Origin of the sequence: Bacillus sp. FSL K6-1033, from assembly GCF_038630765.1 — a bacterium.
GTDB classification, from domain to species: domain Bacteria; phylum Bacillota; class Bacilli; order Bacillales; family Bacillaceae; genus Bacillus; species Bacillus altitudinis.
Map to the genome: position 1 here is coordinate 2205681 of NZ_CP152041.1, position 16970 is coordinate 2222650.

Sequence of the window (16970 nt, forward strand, 5' to 3'; positions counted from 1 at the left end):
GTCATAACGAGGCGTCCTATTTTTCAAATAAAAAAAGACTGTAAACACGAAGTTTACAGTCTCAGATAGTTGACAAAGGGATAAAATGAACTTGATTTTATCCCTTTGTCTTCTTTTCAGCGTGATAGAAAACCTTTGCAGTCTAGGAAGAACGAGTACTGGCGCGGAGCGAATTTCACATTCGTGAGCACCAGCGCGCAGGACTGACAACGAATGCGAGGGTTTGCCTACACGCTGAGACTGTAAACACGAGGTTTACAGTCTCTCTCCGTTCATTACGCTCTTGAAACGTATGAACCGTCAGATGTATTGATCACTAGTTTATCACCTTGGTTCACAAAGAAAGGAACGTTCACGATTAAACCAGTTTCTGTTTTTGCAGGTTTTGATCCACCTGATGTCGTATCACCTTTAATACCAGGCTCTGTTTCTACTACTTCTAGTTCTACAGTGTTTGGAAGTTCTACTCCAAGTGTTTCATCACCGTACATGACGATTTGAACCGACATATTTTCAAGCAAATATTTCAGCTCATCTTTGATTTGCGCTTCGCTTAGTTCAAGTTGTTCGTATGAACTTGTATCCATGAATACATGCTGATCGCCATTTGCATATAAATATTGCATTGTTTTTGTTTCAATTTGAGCTTTCGCTACTTTTTCACCTGCACGGAATGTTTTCTCTTGAATCGCACCTGTACGCAGGTTACGCAGTTTCGAACGGACAAACGCTGCGCCTTTTCCTGGTTTTACGTGTTGGAAATCCACTACACGCCAAATACCGCCGTCCACTTCAATTGTCAGGCCTGTACGAAAATCGTTTACTGAAATCATTTTGTCATCCTCCTACATTTCACCATCATAATATGATAAGTTCTTTCGGTGAGTGGGTCAATCGTTTATTGCCGTCAGCTGTCAGGACAATATCATCCTCAATTCTCACGCCGCCGACATCCGGCAAGTAAATGCCTGGTTCAACTGTCACAACCATTCCCTCTTCTAACACGACATCTGAGCGTGAGGAAAGGCCAGGTGCTTCATGTACTTCCATACCAAGCCCATGTCCAGTCGAATGCCCGAAGTATTGACCGTAGCCATACTTTTCAATGATGTCTCGTGTGATGCGATCAGCTTCTTTTCCTGTTAAGCCTGGCTTGATTTTATCCACACCAGCGTTTTCTGCTTCTAATACGATATGATAAATTTCCTTTAATTTGTCGCTTGGTGTTCCTACAGCAATGGTTCTTGTCATGTCTGAACAATAGCCTTTATAATAGGCACCGAAATCCAGTGTCACCAAGTCGCCAGATTCAATCACCTTTTCGCTCGCTCTCCCGTGTGGCAGGCTTGAACGAACGCCAGAGGCAACAATCATATCGAATGAAGATCCTTCTGCCCCTTCTTTTCTCATGAAAAATTCAAGCTCGTTCATGACCGCAATTTCTGTCAGGCCCGGCTTGATGTACGTGAGAATATGATCAAAGGCATGATCTGCAATCTTCGCAGCTTCCTCTAATATCTTAATCTCTTCATTAGACTTAATCAAGCGCAACTTTTCAACTGATTCTGAGACTGGAACAAGCTCAATACCGCTTGCTTTTCCCGAGTACTGCTGGTAGGTGGCAAATGTCATATGGTTTTGTTCAAAACCAAGACGTTTCACCCCAAATTCGTTTGCCGTTTGGACAGCAGTTTCCACAATGTTTCCTTTATGTTCAATGATGTCATAGCCCTTTACTTGATCCTTGGCTTGCTCCGTGTAACGAAAATCCGTAATAAAGGCGGCTCGATCCTTTGAAACGATGGCAAGACCGGCTGATCCAGTAAAACTCGTCATATAATGTAAATTAAAGCTGCTCGTAATCACTAAACCATCTATGTCTAATTCGGCTAAAAGTTTTCTTAGTTTTTCAAGTTTCATGATACTGCTCCCCCTTCACTGACTAAATAACGAATCGCCAATTTATATCCTTCTAAACCAAGTCCAACGATTTGACCTTGGCATACTGGAGCAAGAACCGAATGATGGCGGAATTCCTCTCTCTTATGAACATTTGTGATATGTACTTCGATGACAGGTAACGTAATACTTGCAATGGCATCTCTCAGTGCATAGCTATAGTGGGTAAAAGCACCCGGGTTAAACACGACGCCATCGTACTGATCTTCTGCTTCATGGAGCGCATCGACCAGATCTCCCTCGTGATTCGATTGAAAAAACGTTAATTGAATATTTGCTCTTTCTGCAAACTGAAACAAATCCGTTTCTAAATCTGTTAGTGTTTTACTTCCATAAACTCCTGGCTCTCTCTTGCCGAGCCTATTTAAGTTGGGCCCATTCAGCACTAGAAAATGAGGCATATGACCACTCCTTCACCCTAATTCACTCTATATCGATGTCTGTTTCTTTTTCCTTAGAAACCTTTCGTTTCCAAAAATAATTTTATCATATGAATGGTGGATTTACACTTTATTCTGTCTTTTTCCCGAGTGCCCTTGCAAGCTTCTGACTCGTTAATTCATTGTATTCAAATGAAATACTGTATCCGACAAACATGCCATATAAAATATATAGGCAAAATGTCGTCACAATGGTGCTTTGCTGCAAATCTTGCACTTGCTTCACATCGGGGAATATAGGATTAAATACATAAAAAACAAGCAGCCACAAAATCCCTCCATAAATCAGTCCCATCCAAAAACCTTTAATCCGTTTGAGCAGTCCATAATAAATAAAGGCTGCCCCAATAGATAAAATCCCTAAAAGAACAATACTCATAAATGTACCAAGTCCGCCTTTTTTCCATTCACCAAGCACAAATGGCTGCAACAGCATATTTGGACTCACCTCTGAAAAATGAAACATATGGGTCAGAAATCCGATAAAGCCCCAAAAAACTCCGCCGACAAAACCTGTGGCTGCTGCCCTGGCCACCATTGAAGACGTTTGTACTGATTGGTTTTTTTCTTCTTGGTTTTTCTTTTCATCACGTTTCATATGAACACCTCCAGCAAGTAGTATGTCCAAAATGTCATGAAAAAAAAGGATTTCCGTGCGAGAGTGTAAAATTTTTATAACAGGGTATACTGGCTAAAAAGAGGTAGATAGAATTCTAGTAGATAATCGACCTGTGAGCTAGTGATTTCCCCTCTTTTCCTGTACAATAAAGGTATAAGGAAATGCATGTAAATTACAGGAAACAGGCAGGTTGATGAAATATGTCCAATCAAACAAAACCTCCAGCATATGGAGGGCAGGCAGTTGTGGAAGGTGTCATGTTCGGAGGTAAAAAGAACTATGTGACAGCGATTCGGCGTAAGGATGAGTCGATTGAGTTTTTAAAGCTTCCCCGGACCTCCAATAAACGAACCGCCTTTCTCAAGAAAATCCCTTTTGTCAGAGGTGTTGCTGCACTTGTTGAAGCAAGCGCAAACGGCAGTAAGCACTTAAACTTCTCCAGCGAGCGCTATGACTTAGATCCTTCTGAAGATCATTCTCTTGAAAAAGAACAAAAAAGCTCGAAATTATCAATGATCTTTGGCATTGCTGTGATCGGAGTTCTCTCTCTTCTTTTTAGTAAATTTGTCTTTACTTTAGTGCCTGTCTTTTTAGCCGAACTTGTGCGTCCGGTGTTTTCTGGAAACTTCGCACAAATTGCAGTGGAAACATTCTTTAAATTGATCCTGTTATTAGGCTATATTTACTTTATTTCCATGACCCCTTTAATTAAAAGGGTATTTCAATATCATGGGGCAGAACATAAAGTCATAAACTGCTATGAACAGAATCTTGACATCACAGTGGAAAATGTCCAAAGCCAATCTCGCCTGCATTATCGATGCGGCAGCAGCTTTATTTTATTCACTGTCATTGTCGGCATGTTCGTCTATTTACTCGTACCGACAGATCCTTTATGGGTGAGAGTTCTGAATCGCTTGGCGCTTATTCCGGTTGTTCTGGGCATTTCATTTGAGGTGCTTCAGCTCACAAACAAACTCCGTGACGTGCCAGTGCTTAAAGTGCTTGGCTATCCTGGCCTTTGGCTGCAATTGCTCACAACAAAAGAACCCTCTGACGATCAAGTCGAGGTAGCCATTGCAAGTTTTAATGAACTTCTTCGTTTAGAGGAAGCATCTGCGAAACAAGCATCAGATTCTGCTCATCAAGTGATCTAGTTTATAAATCCGGTAAATTCTTTCGGAGGTGGACAGTTATGAATCGCCGAGTACATCCTGCTTTTACCATTATTTTCGCTTTAGGTGTTTTGGGATTTGTGTATTTACTCACAACGAATCCAAGCAGACTCTTTACAATGCTGCTATCAGTTGTGATCATTGGAGCGGTTCTATTTTTCTTATTTAGATGGCTGATGAATCGAAGAACTGGAACAGAAGGAAATCTTTATCGTAAAGCAGTCAAACAATCAAAACGTCGCTACCAGCAGCCTAAACCAAAAACGAAAAGCCAGATGAAAAACCGGGTCACTCATTTGCGAAGCGTGCCGACTGACCACAAGTCTAAGCCCGTCCTTCTCAAAAAGAAAAGCCAAACACATTTGACAGTCATTGAAGGCAAGAAAAACAAAAAGAAAAATCGCGCCTTATTTTAAAATGTCCAGCTCTTTAAAAATTGCTCGGCCTTCTGTCTGCCTAGATCGACGAGCGCCTTTTTCTTTTCTGTCATCAGCTGAAAATCAGTGGCAATGACGTGTTCTACAGGAATAAAAATAATATGACGTTCGTGTTTTGTGGCAATATGTCTTTCGTCATGAGCACCACGCATCGTTTCAAATAGAGCGCCAAACAGTTCAAACGCATTGCGGATGGAATGTTGAGGGCGTTCTTTTTCGTTTGGGGTTAATGTGACACCGACAAACGGTCTTTTTTTCTCTTCAGCAAAAAGCCAAATCGGAAAGTTGCTGAGCACGCCGCCATCCACTATGGTACAAATTCCTTTTGAAGACCTCAGTTTGACAGGTTCGAAAAAATACGGCAGACTGCAGCTCATCCGAATGGCTCTGGCGACAGAAAACCGCTCTGGATTTAACCCATAGGAAGGAAGGTCATCTGGAAGGACGAGGATTTTGCCATTTGTTAAATCAGAAGCGACGATTTTGAGCGTATCTTTTTTCAGATCACCGAATACGGTGACGCCTTTTCGTTTTAACACGTCTGTCAGCCATTTTTCTAGACGGTCACCTTTGTAAAGGCCAAGACGCCAATAAATAGACACCCACCTGAGCATTTTAAACGGGATGAATTGACACCTTCGATCAAGCAATTGATGCTCATCCATTTCGTCTAACAGCTCCCGAATCTCCTGACTCGTAAAACCCGCTGCGATGAGTGAAGCAATGATCGCTCCCGCACTTGTTCCAGCGAGACGGACAAATTGAAATCCTCTTGCTTCAAGCGCTTCATAGGCGCCTGCAAGTGCTGCACCCTTAATGCCTCCACCTGAGAACACACCATCTATCTTCATCAAGGAGCCCCCTTTTCTGTCACACTATTAATAGTGTAGGAGCATTTGCCTTTCATTAGAACTATATTCAAAAAGGACACCCTTCGCCAGGTGTCCTTTCAGCGTGTAGACAAACCCTCGCATTCGGTGTCAGTCCTGCGCTCCGGTGCTCACGAATGTCAAATTCGCTCCGCTCCGATGCTCGTCCTTCCTAGACTGCAAAGGTTTTCTTTCACGCTGAAAAGAAGACAAAGAGCTAAAATAAAGTACATTTTAACAATTTAAAAGGACACCCTTTGCCAGGTGTCCTTTTTCTTAAGATTCTTGATTTGTTTGTTCGTTTTTCTTTTGAATCGCTTTCAGCTGAACGGATCGCTCATCGTTTTCTTCAAAGAATTGGACGAGGTCGCCGATGCGGTCAATGCTGTTCCAGCTGAGATGATGCTCAATACCTTCTACATCATCATAAATTTTCTCTTCATCTACACCAATGATTCTTAAAAATTGCTCTAGCAGTTCATGTCTGTATACGAGACGTTTTCCAATTTTTTTGCCTTTCGGGGTTAAAATTAGACCACGATATTTCTCATAAATGAGGTATTCATCTTTATCTAGCTTCTGAACCATTTTTGTTACAGAGGAGGGATGGACAGCGAGGGCTTCTGCAATATCAGATACTCTTGCATATCCTTTTTCTTCTATCAGCATATAAATTTGTTCAATATAATCTTCCATACTAGGTGTAGTCATAAAACCCCTCCAAAATGCACCTTTACTTAATAATCATAACAATTCTACACCATCGCCCATTAAAAAACAAGAAGAGTCCTTCGTCTTAACGCTTGTAATTCCAATCATCTGTGGCGTATTTCGTTTTGGCGAGGTGATGAACAAATGCCAACTCTTCATCTGTCAGCTCATAAGGCACAAGCTCGATATTTAATCCTTTTTCAAACCCTCGTTTAAATGCAACACGCGCATCGTCTATCGTACATGTACGATCTGAAATTTCATTGATCGCCACCGCTTTGTTTTTAAAGCTGCGCTGCATCCGCTCTCTCACCCGGTCGTTTGGATACAGAAATAAATCAAACAATTTGTCCTCATCAAGATCAATTAAAATCGAGCCATGCTGGAGGATTACACCTTTTTGTCTTGTTTGCGCACTGCCTGCTACTTTTCTGCCTTCTACAACAAGTTCGTACCATGAAGGCGCATCAAAACATACAGACGATCTTGGATTTTTTAAGCTTTCTTTTTCTTTTTCTGTACGAGGAATGGCAAAATACGCATCGAGTCCCAGTTCTTTAAAGCCCTCTAAAATCCCTTCTGAAATGACGCGGTATGCCTCTGTCACCGTCGCCGGCATCTCTGGGTGCTCTTCTGACACGATCACACTGTAAGTCAATTCCTGATCATGAAGAACGCCGCGGCCTCCTGTAGGCCTGCGAACAAATCCAAGACCATAGCGCTCAACCGCTTCCATGTTGATTTCTTTTTCAACATGTTGAAAATATCCAACAGATAATGTCGCTGGATTCCAACCATAAAAACGGATCACAGGCGGGATCAGCTTCTCGCTATGCCAATAAAGCAAGGCTTCGTCCATGGCCATGTTAAAGGCAGGGTCTTGGTTTCCTGTATCAATGAAACACCATTTCTCTTTTTGCATATAAAATCCCTTCTCTTTTACGTAGTCAATGTTAGATAATGGTGGTGACCACCGATTTTCTCTCTTCATCAGTCTATCAAATAGGGAAGGAATTGAAAATAATTCTTACCATTTATGATGACAAGTTTCTTTTGCTTTACTATAATAGTATTTGTCTAAAACGTACCATCAGACAGGTGACTGTGCTGATGCTCAAGAAGGAGTCGAGTCGTATTGCCAATATTCAACTATATCGTCCTCGCACTTTGTGGACTTTTCGTTCTTTATTCCATCGGCAGTTACATTTATCAGCAGCGCATAATGAAAACGCTGACGGAAGCAGAATTTATCAAAGGTTACCGCAAAGCCCAACTCATTGATGTGAGAGAACCAAATGAGTTTGAAGGTGGACATATTTTAGGCGCAAGAAACATTCCCCTTTCACAATTAAAGCAGCGCAAAAATGAAATACGCCCTGACAAGCCTGTTTATCTCTATTGCCAAAATAATTTGAGAAGCGGAAAGGCTGCTCAAACGTTACGTAAAAATGGCTGTCGTGAGATTTATAATTTAAAGGGCGGCTTTAAAAAATGGGGCGGCCGCATTAAAACAAAGAACTAACAAAAAAGACTCTGGGAGCTAATGCCCCCATGAGTCTTTTTATTTTCTTTCAAAAACCAGCACTGGATTCCGTGCAGCCTTTGTTTCATCCATTCGTTTCACAACGGTTGTATGTGGTGCTTCCTGTACGATTTCTGGGTTCTCTTCCGCTTCTTTTGCGATTTGAATCATCGCTTCAATAAATGCATCAAGGGTTTCTTTTGATTCTGTTTCAGTTGGTTCAATCATGATACATTCCTCTACATTTAGCGGGAAGTAAATCGTTGGCGGATGATAGCCAAAATCAAGTAATCGTTTGGCAATATCAAGTGTCCGCACACCTAGTTTCTTTTGACGTTTACCTGAAAGGACAAATTCATGCTTACAGTGGCGGTCAAATGGCAAATCATAATGAGCACATAAGCGGCGCATCATATAGTTTGCATTCAACACCGCATGATCAGTTACAGCCTTTAAACCGTCTGGTCCCATAGAGCGGATATACGCATACGCTCTGACATTGATACCAAAGTTCCCATAGAACGGTTTCACACGGCCAATGGATTCTGGACGATCGTAATCAAAGAAATAACGACCTTCTTTCTTCACAAGCACAGGCTTTGGCAAATATGGAATTAAATCCTTTTTCACACCAACTGGACCTGAACCAGGGCCTCCTCCTCCGTGTGGACCTGTAAAGGTTTTATGAAGATTTAAGTGAACCACATCAAATCCCATATCCCCCGGTCTTGCTCTGCTTAATACAGCATTTAAGTTCGCTCCATCATAATAAAGCTTCCCACCTGCTCCGTGGACGATTTCAGCCATTTCTAAAATATTTTCTTCAAAAAGGCCGAGTGTATTTGGATTTGTGAGCATGAGAGCCGCCGTTTCTTCATTGACAACACGGCGCAGGTCGTCTAAATCGACAAGCCCATGTTCATTAGATGCCACCGTAATCGTTTCAAACCCAGCTACTGTTGCAGATGCGGGATTTGTTCCATGAGCAGAATCAGGCACGATGACTTTTGTTCGTTTAAGATCTCCTCTTGCTTCATGGTATGCACGAATCATCATGAGCCCCGTCCATTCGCCATGTGCTCCTGCCGCAGGCTGTAATGTCACGGCGTCCATTCCTGTAATTTCTTCTAAATGGTCACCTAAATCATAAAGTAACTCTAATGCACCTTGCACAGTGTCTGCCTCTTGAAGTGGATGCACATGCGAGAAGCCTGCAAGACGTGCCACCTTTTCGTTAATCTTTGGATTATATTTCATCGTACAAGAGCCTAGAGGATAAAAGCCAGAATCGACCCCGTGATTACGCCTAGATAATGCTGTGTAGTGACGCATAATATCCAGTTCAGAAACCTCTGGCAGCTCCGCATCTTCATGGCGGATATACGCTTCATCAAATAAATCTGGGAGCTTCTCCTCAGGTACGTCTAAATCAGGCAGGCTGTAACCAATTCTTCCTTCTTTGGATAATTCAAAAATAAGCGGCTGATCTTGTTTATTCATGACGATCCCCCAATTCCTTGATGAACGTATCAATTTCTTCTTTTGTTCTTAGTTCTGTCACAGCGACGAGCATATGCTGCTGAAGCTCTGGATAATCCCGTCCCAAGTCATATCCGCCGATGATTCCTTTTTTAAGCAATCGCTCATTCGCTTCTTTCACAGGTTCATTCAGTTTCAACACAAATTCATTAAAATGAGCGCCCTCTATTTCAGCCTGTAACCCATGTTTTTCTGCCTGTGTCTTGGCATAATGGGCTTTTTGTACGTTTTGATAGGCAATGTCTTTGATACCTGTTTTCCCAAGCGCCGTCATCGCAACAGAAGCGGCTAACGCATTTAATGCTTGGTTTGAACAAATATTTGAAGTCGCTTTGTCTCTTCGGATATGCTGCTCTCGCGCTTGAAGGGTCAGCACAAATCCTCGCACACCGTTCTCGTCTTCTGTTTGCCCGACTAAACGCCCCGGCACTTTCCGCATTAATTTTTTCGTCACAGCGAAATATCCACAATGAGGTCCGCCAAATGCAGCTGGAATGCCAAATGGCTGCGCATCACCAACGACAATATCTGCCCCAAGCTTTCCTGGTGGTGTCAGTAAACCAAGTGCAAGCGGGTTACTTGAGACGATGAATAAACTTTTCCCTTTATGCGCAATCGGTTCAATGTCTTTTAATGGTTCAACAACACCGAAGAAGTTTGGGTATTGTACAAGGACCGCTGCTGTTTCGTCGCAGACGGCTTCTTCTAATGCGGCTAGATCGGTCTGACCTTTTCGCGCAGGTACCTCGACGACTTCAATATGCTGTCCTTTCGCATATGTTTTCAGCACCGCTCTTGATTCAGGATGAACCGTCTCAGAGACCACAATCTTTTTCTTTTTTGTATGTCCTGCTGCCAACATCGCCGCTTCAGCTAATGCCGTTCCGCCATCATACATCGAGGAGTTGGCAAGATCCATGCCAGTCAGCTCAGCAATCATTGTTTGGAATTCAAAAATTGCCTGCAATTCACCTTGAGAAATTTCAGGCTGATAAGGTGTGTACGCTGTATAAAATTCAGAACGTGAAATCACATGATCGACAATCACAGGCTGGTAATGATCATACACACCAGCACCTAAAAACGAGGCATAGGCCACTGTATCTTTATTTTTTGTAGCAAGACGAGACAATTCCCGCACTAGCTCTGTTTCAGATGCGGCTTCTTTGATGTTGTACGCACCTTTGAATCTGACTTTCTCTGGGATATCTGAGAAAAGCTCATCAATTGACTGAACACCAATGACATCCAGCATTTCTTTTTGATCTTGCTCTGTTTGCGGCAAATACCTGTGCTTCATCCTCTATTCCTCCTCGTTATTTGGCTCTTTTATAAAATGGTGTGGCGACGATTTTGGCTTTTAGACGTTTTTTACGAACTTGCACTTCCACTTCTGTCCCAAGCTGCGCCTCTGATGTTTCAATCAAGGCAAGCCCAATATTTTTCTTTAATGTTGGAGATTGTGTACCGGTTGTGACAACACCAATCTGCTTATCTCCTGAGAAGACCGGATAGTCTGTCCGCGGTATCCCCTTATCTATCATTTCAATCCCGACAAGCTTTCGCTTCGGTCCTTCTTCTTTTTGTTTTTTAAGTGCATCTTTTCCGATAAAATCTGCTTCTTTATCCGTTTTAACAGCAAAACCAATGCCGCCTTCTAAAGGAGAAATACCCTTCGTGAGCTCCTGGCCATAAAGCGGGAGTCTTGCTTCAAATCTTAAGGTGTCACGTGCACCGAGTCCACATGGGATCAGTCCTTTCGGCTGTCCAGCTTCTAATAAAGCGGTCCAAAGGTGAACAGCATCTTCTGACTGGCAGTAGATTTCAAAGCCATCTTCTCCTGTATAGCCAGTTCTTGATACAAGCACCTCTTTTTGCGCAATTATTGCTTTTGATAAAAACGTAAATGGCTTCAGTGATGTTACCTCTTCATCCGCAACATCTTTGATGATGTCAGCAGCAAGAGGTCCTTGAAGGGCTAACAAGGCGGTTTGATCAGAGACATTTTTAATGAAAACGTCTTCCTCACCTTGATGTTTCAGCAGCCAATCCACATCTTTTTCAATATTTGAAGCATTGATCACAAGCAAATAGTTGTTCTTTTCTTTTTGGTAGACAAGCAGATCATCCACCGTTCCGCCATCCTCATAACACATGGCTGTATATAGTGCCTTACCGTCTGTCAGCTTTGACAGATCATTGGTTAATAACCTTTGTAAAAAAGGAAGGGCTCCCTGACCTGTGACTTCCACCTCACCCATGTGAGACACGTCAAACAGCCCTGCTTTTGTTCGAACAGCTTCATGTTCTTCTTTAATGGAAGAAAATTGGACAGGTAATTCCCAGCCCCCGAAGTCAATGGTTTTTGCGCCAAACGTTTCATACGCATGAAAAAGCGGTGTTCGTTTCAACATCAATCGTTTCCCCCTTTTTTCTTACAGTGCACATCACAAGCTGAATTTTCAGAAAAAAATCACAGCAAAAAAGGACAGAGCGCTCCCTTTTATCAAAAAGAAGTCTCTGTCCTTGCACCTGAAAGTTTACAGCACAACATCATTGTGCGTTTTCCCCTTTGGTGGTTTGCTAAAAATCGCTGCGCAAACACTCTCCAGAGTTGCGTCCGGTAAGAGTACTTTTGCCTGAGAGATTCACTGAACCAATTCAGCTTGCTCCTTCGGCGCCTGTCAGTGCAAAATAACCGCTAGGTCTCTCCCCATACCATCATCCGCTCATATTCTTCACCTTTATTGGACATACTATCAAAATGGGTGACTTATTCTCTAGATCACTTACCAACATCCTACCATTAGAAATGGATGAAGAGCAACAGAAAAATCATTAACATTTTTAAAATAATCATTCATTATCGTTCGCTTTTATTGATATATAACATCTTTTAAATCGCTATGAAAAAATGAAGCGTTTAAAAACAGAACGATTTTATCATCACTCTACCAGAAAGGCAGGCGGTCACATTGAATATTCAAACGATATTTGATCAAAAATGGGCAAGTGATTTTCAAAAGCGGCTTACAGCAGACGGTCCCTGGGCGAATTGGGATATGTACCGTTTAGCAGCACAAGTACAAAAAGTGACAGCCATTGATTCATTTGAAGGACTGCAAGCACCTGCGCACCTGCCTGCATTTACTCCTTTAAAACACCAGCTCGAAGTCGCTAGAAGAGTCGTAGAAGAGATGAATGGGAAAGCCATTTTAGCAGATGAAGTGGGTCTTGGAAAAACCGTTGAAGCAGGACTGATTATCAAAGAATACATGATTCGCGGACTTGCCAAGAAGATTCTCATTCTCGTACCCGCATCCCTTGTGTCCCAATGGGTACAAGAACTGCGGACAAAATTTTACATAGATGCTGTCGAGCAAAAGAAGAGCTATGTGTGGGAGCAGTGCGATGTTGTGGTTTCCTCAATTGATACAGCCAAAAGACAGCCACATCGAGACACGATCTTATCCATCTCCTACGATATGGTCATTATTGATGAAGCACACAAACTGAAAAACAATAAAACGAAAAACTATGAGTTTGTGAGAAATTTGAATAAAAAGTTCTGCTTACTGCTCACAGCCACACCTATCCAAAATCGGATAGGAGAAATTTTTAATCTCGTTTCTCTGTTGAAGCCAGGCCATTTAGGTAATGAAACACAGTTTAAAGACCTCTTTGCCAAAAAAGACCTTCAACTTGAGGACCATGACCGGCTAAAACAGTTAGTCAATAAAGTGATGATTCGAAACCGGCGACAAGACACTGGCATCGAATGGTCAAAGCGTCATGTAAAGACGATTTCTATTGATTTCTCCCCGACAGAACAAGCACTATATGATGAAATTTGTAAGTTAAAAGAAAACCCTTCCTATACGAAGCACATGTTTTCAATTATGACCTTAGAACGAGAATGCTGTTCGAGTCGTGAGGCCGTCTATATGACCATTAAAAAAATGCAAGAAGAGGAAAAACACATTCTAGGTGCTTCTGCGATGATGCACATCATGGAGAAAATTAACCAGGTAGAACAAAATTCTAAAGCACTTGAAGTCGTTAAACTCATTCAACAATTAAATGAAAAAGTCATTATCTTCACTGAATACCGTGCGACACAAATTTATTTACAATGGTTTCTCCAGCAAAACGGCATCAGTTCGGTTCCTTTTCGAGGCGGGTTTAAACGGAGTAAAAAAGACTGGATGAAAGATTTATTTAGAGAGAGAGCGCAAGTGCTCATTGCGACAGAAGCAGGCGGCGAAGGGATCAACCTTCAGTTTTGCAACCAAATCATCAACTATGACCTTCCGTGGAACCCAATGCGCTTGGAACAAAGAATTGGACGTATTCACCGGCTCGGTCAAGAGCGGGATGTCCACATTTACAATATGGCAACTAGCGGGACAGTTGAAGAACATATTTTAAAACTTTTATATGAAAAAATTCAGCTGTTTGAAAACGTCATTGGCGATCTAGATGATATTTTAACCCGAATTGATATCCAAGATGCTGAAACAGAATTGCATCAAATTCTCTTCCAACACGAGTCTGACGTAGACATGAAAAAGAAATTAACCCAATTTGCTTCCTATTTAACAGAAGCACAAACACCGCTTTTAGAAGAAAGACAGCAAGGTTCATAAAGGAGAGTTGACCAATGGAGCAGCGCGAGATTCACACATTTCTTCTCCGTTTCTTTCAGGCAAATCAATGCGACATACTTGAAGAAAGTGCAGGGCACATGACCGTACAGCTGACAATCGAAATGGATAAATTGATCATGAACCGTCCTTTTTATTGGCATTGGCTCGAAAAAACGGGAGGCGTACCTGAGCCGCGGCAATTGACTTTGATCACCGATCAAAAAAAAGCTGATGACTCGGTCGAAGGAGAATTTGTCCACTTCGGCTCCCCTCGTTTATTCCAAATATTCGAGGTTGTGAAACAGCAAGGCCGTTTTATTCGGCTGTACGAAAAAGTCAGACCGCTCACAAACAGCCAGATCGCACTGGAGCCGTGGCTTGGTCTCAATGTCAAAATATCCTATCTGGCAGACCGTAAAAAAGATAAACTGCTGTCTCTTGGACTTCATCTAATACGCGGAGAAGTCATCGAACAATTTCAAGAGAAGCTGGAAGCGCGTGAACTATCGTCTCAAATTCCTGATTATTGCTTCACAATGAGTACGATGATTAAGCCAGAGAGCGGCGTCAAACGGCTTTACAGCCTGATGAAACGTTATGCCAATGAAGAGCCGGATGATTGGGCGGTAAGAGCTGTTCAAAAGTGGAAAGAAGACTCGGAACTTTTAAACCAATTTTATGAAGGGACTTCAGACACATCTGTAGAATATGAAATAGAAAGACAAGCACTTAAAACTTTATACGAACCAAAAATCAGTCTTACGATTGAAAATGGCGGACTTTTTTACTTACAGCAAAAAAGAGGAGGCTGACTTAGCGAGTCTCCCTCCCTTTCATGTGATATCAAATTTTCGATCAATCAAAAGCACGTTTGTCTGTTTGTATTGGGCGGAAACATGACGCAAGCAATCTATGAGGTCTTATCACCTGTGTTTTTCCATTTCATGCGTTAAGTGCCTGAAATACACGATTCAGTATTTTAGGAGGGTATTTGTATGGAAAAGAAAACGAAGTTATTAGACAGTGAATGGGTTCAATTATTACGCGAAGCGCGCAAAGCAGGACTAACAGTAGAAGAAGTCCGTCATTTTCTCAAATCACGCGAAAAGTCCTCTGAGTCTCCCCCTATGGCAAGAAGTCATTCTATCAAACCTTTCTGAATGTGCTATAATATCGAAAGGAAGGTGATGACATTGATTGGCCAGCGTATTAAACAATACCGCAATGAAAAAGGCTACTCACTATCAGAACTGGCCGAAAAGGCTGGGGTAGCGAAGTCTTATTTAAGTTCAATAGAAAGAAACTTGCAAACAAACCCCTCCATTCAATTTCTTGAAAAAGTCTCCGCTGTTCTGGACGTCTCGGTTCATACACTGTTAAACGAAAATGATGAAACCGAATACGATGGTCAATTAGATAGTGAATGGGAAAAACTAGTTCGAGATGCAATGACATCAGGGGTTTCGAAAAAGCAATTTCGTGAATTTTTAGATTATCAAATCTGGAAAAAAAAGCAAGAAGAGGAGTAATGCGCATATTTTAGCGCATACTCCTCCAATTGCTATGCAGATCTTGTTATCAGTCTAAAGACTGACTTTATTTTTTATCTTCGCTGTGTGCTTTTTCGTTTTCTTTCACGTAGCCTTTTTCATCCGTATGCTTTTTTGGATTGATCGTTAAACCATTCCACTGAGTCGCTTCGAAGGAAAGATCAACTTGAATCGCATCGCCTTGGTATTTATTTTGGATATAGTTACCCGCTTTATCCTTCGTCTGGTCATTGACAAATTCAATGATCATTTCCATTTTATCGTAATCAAACGGATTCTTTGGAATGCCGTCATACTCTGGAGCTGTTGATCCATCAACGGTGGCAACATTAATTTTACCACTTTCATGTAAAAACTTCTCATCGACGGCATGACGAAGCTTTTCAAATGCGGTCTGATCCTGCTTTGACGTTAATAGATGCAGGTCAAGCAGGTTTGCATGGTCTAAAATAATATTTTTCGGGTATCCATTCCCACCTTCGGCTCCAACCGTTAGAACACTCACCTGAAATTGGCTGAGGAATTCTTCAGCTGTATTCTTCCCGCCATTTTTCGCTGATGTTCCATCTTGAAACTGGCTATAATCAAGACTCATCAGCACTTGATTAATTGCAAGAGACCCTTTATTTTCAAAATTAAATTCCTTCTTTATACGGTCACCAGGTTTTATGTTCGCAAGGTTGATGGCGCCGGAATTCTCTTTTGCAGATAGATTCAGCTCTCCTGTAGAGTAGACCGCGTTTGCCGTCTCAACATCATTAAATGCAGCCCACGTTCCCCCGCCAATTAAAGCAAGACCTAACGCTCCCGATAAAACACCTAAACGAATTGATTTTTTCATTGCCATGATTGAACCCCCTAATAAATTGTTTTATTGAAACCTGATTTAGGTTACAAACGAAAATTTATGCTTGTTCCTCTGACATGTGTAACTCAGCCGTATGTCTTCGATGTTTGGCAGCACCAACAAAATGAATGGTTGAATAAACAAGCAGCATCACCCCTGGAATAATGAGCAAAAGAGCGGTCCCAGCAGAAGTTCCTGCATACGAAAGAAGCTTTCCTGCATAAGGAATGTTCACGCCCGTATACTGCGCAGTCACTTGATTCGCTTTGACGAGCGTGCCGTCTTGATACATATTGTGGTCTCCTTTTGTCTCAAAGGCTTTATTTACTCCTTTTCCTTTCACCCCAACAATGCGGTGAGTCACAAAGGATTGGTCTTGCTTCGTTTGAAACGTAATAATATCCCCTTTTTTGAGTGTTTCAGGTGAGGTGACATGTTTCACAACAATCAATGAACCAGTCGAAAATTCCGGTTCCATTGATCCAGATAATACTTGCTTGAACTCATAACCAAAAATCTGAGGATCTCCGCCTGTTGTCCTTGATGACAACACGACAATAATACACACAATCATCATCGTGAAGACCAGCGCGTAAAGAATACTCCCAGACATTTTCATCCACTTTTTCATACCTTTCTCCCCTTTGCATATCATG

General features: G+C 41.9%; 19 protein-coding genes and 1 riboswitch. Of the genes, 7 read left to right on the forward strand and 12 right to left on the reverse strand.

Annotated elements, in window-relative coordinates; genetic code table 11:
* Positions 1-275 precede the first annotated feature (275 nt).
* The 4 genes from efp to MHH31_RS11265 form a co-directional block, all read right to left on the reverse strand.
* Positions 276-833, reverse strand: coding sequence for an elongation factor P (efp, locus tag MHH31_RS11250; RefSeq protein ID WP_007501192.1), 558 nt, complete (start codon positions 831-833; stop codon positions 276-278).
* Positions 834-858: 25 nt separating this feature from the next.
* A complete protein-coding gene (locus MHH31_RS11255; RefSeq protein ID WP_007501193.1) occupies positions 859-1920 on the reverse strand; it encodes a Xaa-Pro peptidase family protein in 1062 nt (353 codons plus the stop codon).
* Complete coding sequence (gene aroQ, locus MHH31_RS11260) at positions 1917-2360, reverse strand: type II 3-dehydroquinate dehydratase (RefSeq protein WP_007501195.1); 444 nt, start codon at positions 2358-2360, stop codon at positions 1917-1919. Before aroQ ends, MHH31_RS11255 begins: the two co-directional genes overlap by 4 nt.
* Positions 2361-2469: 109 nt before the next feature.
* Positions 2470-2997: a YqhR family membrane protein gene (locus tag MHH31_RS11265; RefSeq protein ID WP_017367582.1), complete on the reverse strand. Its 528-nt coding sequence runs from the start codon at positions 2995-2997 to the stop codon at positions 2470-2472.
* Between the two features lie 221 nt (positions 2998-3218).
* On the opposite strand from MHH31_RS11265, the gene MHH31_RS11270 reads away from it, so the two are divergent.
* Positions 3219-4175: a DUF1385 domain-containing protein gene (locus MHH31_RS11270; RefSeq protein WP_039165998.1), complete on the forward strand. Its 957-nt coding sequence runs from the start codon at positions 3219-3221 to the stop codon at positions 4173-4175.
* Between the two features lie 38 nt (positions 4176-4213).
* A complete protein-coding gene (locus MHH31_RS11275; RefSeq protein WP_096881615.1) occupies positions 4214-4609 on the forward strand; it encodes an SA1362 family protein in 396 nt (131 codons plus the stop codon).
* Here the strand turns inward: MHH31_RS11275 and MHH31_RS11280 are convergent.
* From MHH31_RS11280 to MHH31_RS11290, 3 genes are all read right to left on the reverse strand, one after another.
* The gene (locus tag MHH31_RS11280; RefSeq protein WP_008342205.1) at positions 4606-5481 is read right to left on the reverse strand and encodes a patatin-like phospholipase family protein; all 876 of its coding nucleotides are present in this window, start codon (positions 5479-5481) and stop codon (positions 4606-4608) included. The two genes, MHH31_RS11275 and MHH31_RS11280, sit on opposite strands and share 4 nt — an antisense overlap.
* A 294-nt stretch (positions 5482-5775) precedes the next feature.
* Positions 5776-6210, reverse strand: coding sequence for a transcriptional regulator MntR (gene mntR / locus MHH31_RS11285; RefSeq protein WP_003215946.1), 435 nt, complete (start codon positions 6208-6210; stop codon positions 5776-5778).
* 85 nt (positions 6211-6295) lie between these two features.
* Positions 6296-7132: a biotin/lipoate A/B protein ligase family protein gene (locus tag MHH31_RS11290; RefSeq protein ID WP_017357972.1), complete on the reverse strand. Its 837-nt coding sequence runs from the start codon at positions 7130-7132 to the stop codon at positions 6296-6298.
* A 219-nt stretch (positions 7133-7351) separates the two neighbouring features.
* Here MHH31_RS11290 and MHH31_RS11295 point away from each other — a divergent pair, with 219 nt between their 5' ends.
* Entirely contained in the window at positions 7352-7732 is a 381-nt protein-coding gene (locus MHH31_RS11295; RefSeq protein ID WP_110487391.1) for a rhodanese-like domain-containing protein, read from the forward strand.
* Between the two features lie 39 nt (positions 7733-7771).
* Here MHH31_RS11295 and gcvPB read toward each other — a convergent pair whose 3' ends face one another.
* Genes gcvPB through gcvT form a run of 3 tightly spaced genes read right to left on the reverse strand, consistent with a single transcriptional unit; the run spans position 7772 to position 11685 of the window.
* Positions 7772-9232 (reverse strand): aminomethyl-transferring glycine dehydrogenase subunit GcvPB, encoded by a 1461-nt coding sequence (gene gcvPB, locus MHH31_RS11300; protein WP_039166001.1) that lies wholly within the window; start codon positions 9230-9232, stop codon positions 7772-7774.
* Complete coding sequence (gene gcvPA, locus MHH31_RS11305; RefSeq protein WP_251211214.1) at positions 9225-10571, reverse strand: aminomethyl-transferring glycine dehydrogenase subunit GcvPA; 1347 nt, start codon at positions 10569-10571, stop codon at positions 9225-9227. The genes gcvPB and gcvPA overlap by 8 nt, the downstream gene beginning before the upstream one ends.
* A gap of 16 nt (positions 10572-10587) precedes the next feature.
* Positions 10588-11685 carry a glycine cleavage system aminomethyltransferase GcvT gene (gcvT, locus tag MHH31_RS11310; RefSeq protein ID WP_342494813.1) on the reverse strand — a complete coding sequence of 366 codons (1098 nt, stop codon included), beginning with the start codon at positions 11683-11685 and terminating at the stop codon, positions 10588-10590.
* A 203-nt stretch (positions 11686-11888) separates the two neighbouring features.
* Positions 11889-11996: riboswitch (glycine riboswitch) on the reverse strand.
* Between the two features lie 250 nt (positions 11997-12246).
* Here gcvT and MHH31_RS11315 point away from each other — a divergent pair.
* The 4 genes from MHH31_RS11315 (at position 12247) to MHH31_RS11330 (ending at position 15446) form a co-directional block, all read left to right on the forward strand.
* Positions 12247-13917 (forward strand): SNF2-related protein, encoded by a 1671-nt coding sequence (locus MHH31_RS11315; protein WP_342494814.1) that lies wholly within the window; start codon positions 12247-12249, stop codon positions 13915-13917.
* Between the two features lie 14 nt (positions 13918-13931).
* Positions 13932-14729 carry a YqhG family protein gene (locus MHH31_RS11320; RefSeq protein ID WP_342494815.1) on the forward strand — a complete coding sequence of 266 codons (798 nt, stop codon included), beginning with the start codon at positions 13932-13934 and terminating at the stop codon, positions 14727-14729.
* A 183-nt stretch (positions 14730-14912) separates the two neighbouring features.
* Complete coding sequence (locus tag MHH31_RS11325; RefSeq protein WP_008342197.1) at positions 14913-15077, forward strand: anti-repressor SinI family protein; 165 nt, start codon at positions 14913-14915, stop codon at positions 15075-15077.
* Positions 15078-15110: 33 nt separating this feature from the next.
* On the forward strand, positions 15111-15446 hold the full coding sequence (locus tag MHH31_RS11330) for a helix-turn-helix domain-containing protein (protein WP_017357978.1): 336 nt from the start codon (positions 15111-15113) through the stop codon (positions 15444-15446).
* Positions 15447-15513: 67 nt separating this feature from the next.
* Here MHH31_RS11330 and MHH31_RS11335 read toward each other — a convergent pair whose 3' ends face one another.
* Complete coding sequence (locus MHH31_RS11335; protein WP_008342195.1) at positions 15514-16314, reverse strand: TasA family protein; 801 nt, start codon at positions 16312-16314, stop codon at positions 15514-15516.
* Between the two features lie 58 nt (positions 16315-16372).
* Complete coding sequence (locus tag MHH31_RS11340) at positions 16373-16945, reverse strand: signal peptidase I (RefSeq protein ID WP_017357979.1); 573 nt, start codon at positions 16943-16945, stop codon at positions 16373-16375.
* Positions 16946-16970 lie beyond the last annotated feature (25 nt).